Below are 6,467 nucleotides of genomic sequence, written 5' to 3' on the forward strand. Positions count from 1 at the left end.
CATCTGCTTCATCGGAAAACTCAGCGGGTGGAATCCGGGTATTTTGCCAAAATCAGGAAGTCTTCTTCAGAATTTCCCTAGGGTTGCGGCCACAGCCAGCAACCACACAGAGAGCAGCAAACCCCAGGGGTTAGCGGAGGGGTGACTCTGGCTTCTCATCGTTATTTACTCGCCATTTTCCTTAAATAGGGATGGCACGTTAGCGGGCCCGCAGCAGCTGTCGATTGGCTTTGTGTTACAGCATGCGTCCTGCACAGGAACCGGTCGATTCGCTTGGCGTTGCAACCAGCAGGCACAGCAACTATCGAGCTGGGCGGTTCATCTTGATGACGAAGCTCCCATTAAGGCTGGGGCTGGCAACTACAACGTGAATCGCGCCGGGGGTTTGTAAATACTTTCCGCGCTCTTCTAAGGCGATGGTCAATGACGGTGGCTTTTCCCAACATGGGTGTGCCCGTCATCCGGAAGCGCATTGACTCCGCCAGTGGTGTTCAGGCGCTGGAGGATTCCGCACTCGTCTACGCCCCGCTCAGAAGCGCAGCGGTGGCGCAACTCAACCAGCTGTTTTTGCAGCGCCAACAGGCTGGTCACGCGTGCTTGCACATGCTCAATGTGCTCATCCACTAAGCTATTTACACCCTCACAGTTTTCCTCTGGCCGATCCATCAGCGCCAGCAAACTTCTGATCTCGTCCAGGGTCATGTCCAGCGTTCGGCAGTTGCGAATGAACGTAAGCCGCTCAAGGTGCTCACTGCTGTACAGGCGGTAGTTACCCTCGCTGCGAGCCGGAGCCGGCAACAGCCCCTCGCGCTCGTAATAGCGAACCGTTTCAACCTGGCAATCGGCAAGCTTGGCCAGCTCTCCAATTTTCATGAAATACCTCTTCGACAAACGCTTGACCCTGTAGTGGCTTCAGGGTGTTCACTCTGCATAACTGATCAATGAGGATACCCCCATGGCTGGCTGCTGCAGTGATGAACACAAACCTGAAGCGGTTTCAAATGATGTCTGCTGTGACCCCAATGAGGCAATTAAGTGCTCCTCCGCTACAGCCTCAACGGTAAATGCCGTAGCTGGCTCCAGGCTCAGCAGCTTTCGCATTGCGCAAATGGACTGCCCTACCGAACAGTCGCTGATTCAGGACAAGCTGAGCAAGCTCGCAGGCGTAGATAAGCTCGACTTCAACCTGATCAAACGGATTCTTGGGGTATGGCACAACTTGCCGTCGACCGCCCCCATCGAGGAGGCGATCTTGTCCCTGGGAATGCAGGCAGAACCGCTCTCTGCTGAAGGGCAAGCCCGCATCAAAATTGAACAGATGGACTGCCCAACGGAAGAAAAGCTGATCCGCGACAAGCTCTCCTCAGTGCCCGGCATCAGCGCGCTGGAGTTCAACCTGCTGCAACGCGTACTGACGTTTAGCCACACAGCAGAAGCATTGCCAGCAGCACTGGCCGCGATTCGCGACCTTGGTTTCACGCCAGTGGTTGAGGATTCAGCAACAGCAAATGAAGAAGCGCAAGGAACCCCGCGCAAGAAAGCCTGGTGGCCCTTGGCGCTCTCGGGCGTGGCCGCCGTATCGGCGGAAGTGATCCACTTTGCCGAGCTTGCGCCAGATTGGGCTGTGGCTGGCGTGGCGCTGCTCGCCATTCTGCTGTGCGGCCTAACGACCTATAAAAAGGGCTGGATCGCGCTGAAGAACCGCAACCTGAACATCAATGCGCTGATGAGTATCGCGGTGACCGGTGCGGTGCTGATTGGGCAATGGCCAGAAGCGGCCATGGTCATGTTCCTCTTTTCTGTAGCAGAACTGATCGAAGCGAAGTCATTGGATCGGGCTCGCAATGCCATCCGCGGCCTGATGGATCTGACGCCGGAGCGCGCCACGGTGCAGCAGATCGATGGCACATGGCTTGAAGTTGACGTTAAAACTATCGCCGTAGGCGCATTGGTCAGGGTAAGACCGGGCGAACGAATCGGTCTCGACGGCGAGGTTACGTCCGGCAACTCCACCATCAACCAAGCGCCCATCACGGGGGAAAGCCTGCCCGTAGAGAAAACCATTGGCGACCCGGTTTTTGCAGGAACCATCAACGAAGCCGGCTCCCTGGAATACCGCGTCCTAGCCGCCGCTGCCAACACCACGCTGGCACGTATCATTCACGCGGTCGAAGAGGCGCAGGGTTCACGTGCGCCGACCCAGCGCTTTGTCGATCAATTCGCCAAGGTATACACCCCTGTCGTATTCCTATTCGCCCTAGCTATCGCCATTGTGCCGCCACTCTTCATGGCCGAGCCCTGGTACGACTGGATCTACCGTGCTTTGGTGCTGCTGGTGGTCGCCTGCCCTTGCGCCTTGGTCATATCGACGCCCGTCACCATTGTCAGTGGCCTGGCAGCGGCGGCGCGTAAAGGCATTCTGGTCAAAGGCGGCGTCTATCTGGAAATCGGTGGCAAGCTTGGCTTCCTGGCACTCGACAAAACCGGAACCATTACTCATGGCAAGCCGGTACAGACCGATTACATGCCGTTGGTTGAACAGGATTCAGAACTCTACCGTACTCATGCTGCCAGCCTCGCCAGTCGCTCTGACCACCCGGTTTCGCAGGCAATAGCCAAGCATGCCACTGAGAATGGCCTGACGTTTGCTGCCGTTGAGGGATTCGAAGCCCTGCCGGGTCGAGGTGTTCGAGGCACCATCGAAGGCATAGATTTCCACCTGGGTAACCACCGCCTGGTGGAAGAGCTTGGCCTCTGCTCACCCGAGCTGGAAGCGACGCTGGAGCGTCTCGAACGCCAAGGTAAAACAGTGGTGGTGCTGTGCAATCCGCAGCGTGCCATTGCCCTGTTCGCCGTTGCCGATACCGTCAAGGACTCCAGCCGCCAGGCAATTGAGGAGCTTCACGCGCTTGGCGTGAAGACCACAATGCTGACCGGCGATAACCCGCACACCGCAGATGCGATTGCACAGCAGGTAGGCATCGACGAGGCACGCGGCAACCTTCTGCCAGTCGACAAATTGCAGGCCATTGAAGCATTGCAGGCGCGCGGCTACGTTGTAGGGATGGTCGGCGATGGCATCAACGATGCGCCGGCGCTGGCGAAGTCTGAAATCGGTTTCGCCATGGCCGCCGCCGGCACGGACACGGCCATCGAAACTGCGGATGTGGCCTTGATGGATGACGACCTGCGCAAGATCCCGGCCTTCATCCGCCTGTCTCAACAGACCGCCGTCATCCTCAAGCAGAACATCGTGCTGGCGTTAGGGATCAAGGCCCTGTTTCTCGCCATTACCTTAACGGGGCAGGCGACGATGTGGATGGCCGTCTTTGCCGACATGGGTGTCAGTCTGCTGGTGGTGTTCAACGGCCTGCGCCTGCTTAAAAAGTAGGGTTGGAGGATTGAAGATGAAAGCAGCATTGCAACTCGCAATTGAACAAGCCTTTCAGCAGGCCCGGCAGGCCATGCAGGAACAGCGCAGTACAGATGCCTTTCAATGGCTGGAGCGCGCGCACATCCTGACTCAGCGCCAACCTTTGCTGCATGCCAGGTCACACTGGCTGATGCTCACGCTCGGCTGGCAAATTGGCGATTATCGCGAGGTGGCGGGGCAAATACCGCGCATTGTCGCGGCCCTGCTGTTTTCCAGAATTTGGGTGCCCATCGGCAATACCGGCCGCTCGAGGATCAGTGCTTTCGCGCCCATGCCCATCTCTCAGGAGTTGCAGCGACTTCTCCAAGGAGGAGAACAATGAAGTCACTTCCTGGAGTGACACACTTTATCGCTCCCTGGCGTTGGTGGACGCTAGCGCTGGCCATTGCCTCGGCCGACCAAGCGCTCAAGAGCGCAATTGCGGGGGCGCTACCGGTCGGCAGCGTCATTCCGCTGGCCCCGTTCTTCAATCTGGTTCATTTCTGGAATACCGGTGCAGCGTTCAGCTTCCTGGCTGACGCGGGTGGTTGGCAGCGTTACTTTTTCAGCGTCATCGCCTTGGTCGTTTCGGTGGTGCTGGCTCTGATATTGCGTAAACCCAGAGCCAACAGCGAAGCCCTAGGCTATAGCCTCATCTTAGGCGGTGCCGTTGGCAATCTGATTGATCGAGCCTCGCAAGGCCATGTGATCGACTACCTGGATTTTTACTGGCAGTCCTGGCATTGGCCTGCGTTTAACCTGGCGGATATCGGTATCGTCGGTGGTGCGACCATGTTGATCCTGAGCAGCTTACTGAACCCGAATGAGGAAACCGGCCGAGCCAGAGAATGAAAGACTTGCCCTCAACAGGCGCGGTGCGCTGGGCAGGCCATGCCTGGGTGGGGCCCGGCATCGGCATCTTTCATGGCCGTGCCGGCCACCAGGATTGGCACCACCATCAGGCACATCAGATCTCAGCGGGTCTCGATTCACCTGTATTGGTTGAAACGCCGCTGGGCATTCAAACAGGATCGGCCGTCTTCATCCCGGCCGGCTTGCCGCATCGGCTCAGCGCCAACCGAGTGCTATCGATCTATCTGGATGCAGTGTCCGATGAGGCGCGTGCTTTGTGTGGCAGCGAAACAGCGCGGGTGATTGAGATCGCGCCGGGGGATATCACGCCGATTATCGAGGCGCTACGTGAGCCAGGGCACACTGCACTTCAGGTAAGAGCGGGGGTGCGCCAATCACTGCAACTTTCCGATCCGCCGCCTTCAGATCCTCGTTTGACCACTGTGGTTGAGGCGCTGCGTAGTGGCCAAATGGGACGCGACGAAATGGCCGCGTTGGTGCATTTATCCCCCTCACGGTTTTCCCACTGGTTTGTAGAGCAAACCGGCCTGCCGCTGCGCAGCTATGCGAAATGGTTGCGTCTCACGCAGGCCCTGCAATATGTGGCCAAAGGTGTACGACTAACCGAAGCAGCTCATGCAGCGGGCTTTTCTGACTCGGCGCATTTCTCCCGGACATTCCGGACGCTGCTGGGCATCGATCCTTCTTCCGCACTGGCTGAGGTCGATCTTCAGGAGTCATAGCTCTTTCGTTCAAGCCGAAAGCGGGTCTCCCCACATACAGTCATGGCTCCCTACCCAGGAGCTGAGCGATGCCTATTTTCCTGCGATTCCCCCTACGCTGGCTGAGCTATCCACTTGTGTTTGGTGGCTGTGCCGCCTTCATGCTCTGGGCGCTGTACGCGGGAGTGCCGTATTGGCCCACCACACCGGTAGTCGCCGCGGTGGGTCTGTTAAGCGTCGCGGGGTTAGAGCGCATCCAGCCTTTTCGCGAAGCCTGGCTTGAGGATCATCAAGACACCGCGACCGACCTACTGCACATGCTGGTGAATCTCTCCGTCATCCAGTTCACCGCTGAAATCCTGGCCAGGCTGGGCGATGCAGTGCCAGCTACGGTTCGTCTCTTCCCAGTCGAGAGCCCACTTTGGCTGCAACTGCTGCTGGTCGCCGCCGTGCTCGATCTGAGCCTGTATGCCATGCATCGTATCAGCCACCATGTACCCTGGCTGTGGCGTTTTCACATGATTCATCACAGCGCCGAGCGGCTGTACTGGATCAACGGGGAGCGCCGACACCCCTTGCACGCCGCACTCATGGCCGGTCCGGGGCTGGTGATTCTGCTCGCATCAGGTGCTCCATCCGCAGTGGTTGCTACCTGGTTTGGCATTTTGACCGTGCACTTGGCGTTCCAGCATGCAAACCTGGACTACCGACTGGGATGGCTGCGCCACATCATCGGGGTTGCTGAAATTCATCGCTGGCATCACAAGCGCGACTTTGCGGATGCCCAGGTTAACTTCGGAGAGTTTCTGATGGTGTGGGATCGACTGTTTGGCACGTTCTACGACAGCGCAGGGAAGCTGGGAGAGGCAGAGGTTGGATTGCATGAAAAGGACTATCCCAAAGACTACCTTGGACAGTTGACCGAACCCTTTGGGCGAGACCTTACAAGCCAAGGCTAACGGATTCTCTTGCGAAGGGCTGCCGCTAGGTGCAACACGATGCCCCTAGTGAGTGGCTCTGGCTAGCTGATGAAAGCGCGCGCCCGTTGAGCCGATGCCACCCAACGTAAGCTCGCTCGCCCGCAACCAATGTGAGCCCAAGGCTATGCCAGTCGCAGTTAATCTGAGCTGGAGATCGCATCGATTGCGAGCTCGGCCGAACTCAAACGCGAGCTGATTCAACTACTGGTTCATGGCTCGAAACCATCAGCAGAGTGGTGCACAACCACTGGAATGGGCGACTCATATCCTCTGGAGCAAGTGGCCCATTTCACTGCAATACATAGCGTTGCAGTGAGCTGATCGCCTCTCTAGCGAATGACCTGGGCCAACCCAAGCTGGGCGCTCTCACGGCCTATACGCCGTTTTTGTTGAAAACCTGCACTTAAATGTCGCTTTAAGACAAGGCGGTTGCAGGAGCTGAGTGCAACACGGTTATTGAATTGAAGCCGGAGCATCATGCCGCATAGCCAAGGCTTCCTG

General features: G+C 57.7%; 6 protein-coding genes. 5 read left to right on the forward strand and 1 reads right to left on the reverse strand.

The annotated features are described in order from the left end of the window. Positions 1 to 420 precede the first annotated feature (420 nt). Positions 421 to 873 (reverse strand): Cd(II)/Pb(II)-responsive transcriptional regulator, encoded by a 453-nt coding sequence (gene cadR / locus N1078_RS19145; RefSeq protein ID WP_167143962.1) that lies wholly within the window; start codon positions 871 to 873, stop codon positions 421 to 423. 235 nt (positions 874 to 1,108) lie between these two features. On the opposite strand from cadR, the gene N1078_RS19150 reads away from it, so the two are divergent. The 5 genes from N1078_RS19150 (at position 1,109) to N1078_RS19170 (ending at position 5,945) form a co-directional block, all read left to right on the forward strand. After that, positions 1,109 to 3,391 carry a heavy metal translocating P-type ATPase gene (locus N1078_RS19150; RefSeq protein ID WP_167144326.1) on the forward strand — a complete coding sequence of 761 codons (2,283 nt, stop codon included), beginning with the start codon at positions 1,109 to 1,111 and terminating at the stop codon, positions 3,389 to 3,391. 16 nt (positions 3,392 to 3,407) lie between these two features. After that, a complete protein-coding gene (locus N1078_RS19155; RefSeq protein ID WP_167143959.1) occupies positions 3,408 to 3,755 on the forward strand; it encodes a DUF3703 domain-containing protein in 348 nt (115 codons plus the stop codon). Continuing rightward, positions 3,752 to 4,264 (forward strand): signal peptidase II, encoded by a 513-nt coding sequence (lspA, locus tag N1078_RS19160; RefSeq protein WP_167143956.1) that lies wholly within the window; start codon positions 3,752 to 3,754, stop codon positions 4,262 to 4,264. Before N1078_RS19155 ends, lspA begins: the two co-directional genes overlap by 4 nt. After that, on the forward strand, positions 4,261 to 5,007 hold the full coding sequence (locus N1078_RS19165; protein ID WP_167143953.1) for a helix-turn-helix transcriptional regulator: 747 nt from the start codon (positions 4,261 to 4,263) through the stop codon (positions 5,005 to 5,007). Before lspA ends, N1078_RS19165 begins: the two co-directional genes overlap by 4 nt. A 68-nt stretch (positions 5,008 to 5,075) precedes the next feature. Continuing rightward, the gene (locus N1078_RS19170) at positions 5,076 to 5,945 is read left to right on the forward strand and encodes a sterol desaturase family protein (protein ID WP_257776551.1); all 870 of its coding nucleotides are present in this window, start codon (positions 5,076 to 5,078) and stop codon (positions 5,943 to 5,945) included. Positions 5,946 to 6,467: the final 522 nt, after the last annotated feature.

The organism is Pseudomonas sp. MIL19, assembly GCF_028680365.1.
In the GTDB taxonomy this organism is placed as follows: Bacteria; Pseudomonadota; Gammaproteobacteria; order Pseudomonadales; family Pseudomonadaceae; genus Aquipseudomonas; species Aquipseudomonas spirodelae.

Excerpts from the sequence above, each read along its gene's own strand:
- cadR (WP_167143962.1), bottom strand. The coding sequence starts at position 873 with ATGAAAATTGGAGAGCTGGCCAAGCTTGCCGATTGCCAGGTTGAAACG.
- N1078_RS19150 (WP_167144326.1), top strand. The coding sequence starts at position 1,109 with ATGGACTGCCCTACCGAACAGTCGCTGATTCAGGACAAGCTGAGCAAG.
- N1078_RS19155 (WP_167143959.1), top strand. The coding sequence starts at position 3,408 with ATGAAAGCAGCATTGCAACTCGCAATTGAACAAGCCTTTCAGCAGGCC.
- lspA (WP_167143956.1), top strand. The coding sequence starts at position 3,752 with ATGAAGTCACTTCCTGGAGTGACACACTTTATCGCTCCCTGGCGTTGG.
- N1078_RS19165 (WP_167143953.1), top strand. The coding sequence starts at position 4,261 with ATGAAAGACTTGCCCTCAACAGGCGCGGTGCGCTGGGCAGGCCATGCC.
- N1078_RS19170 (WP_257776551.1), top strand. The coding sequence starts at position 5,076 with ATGCCTATTTTCCTGCGATTCCCCCTACGCTGGCTGAGCTATCCACTT.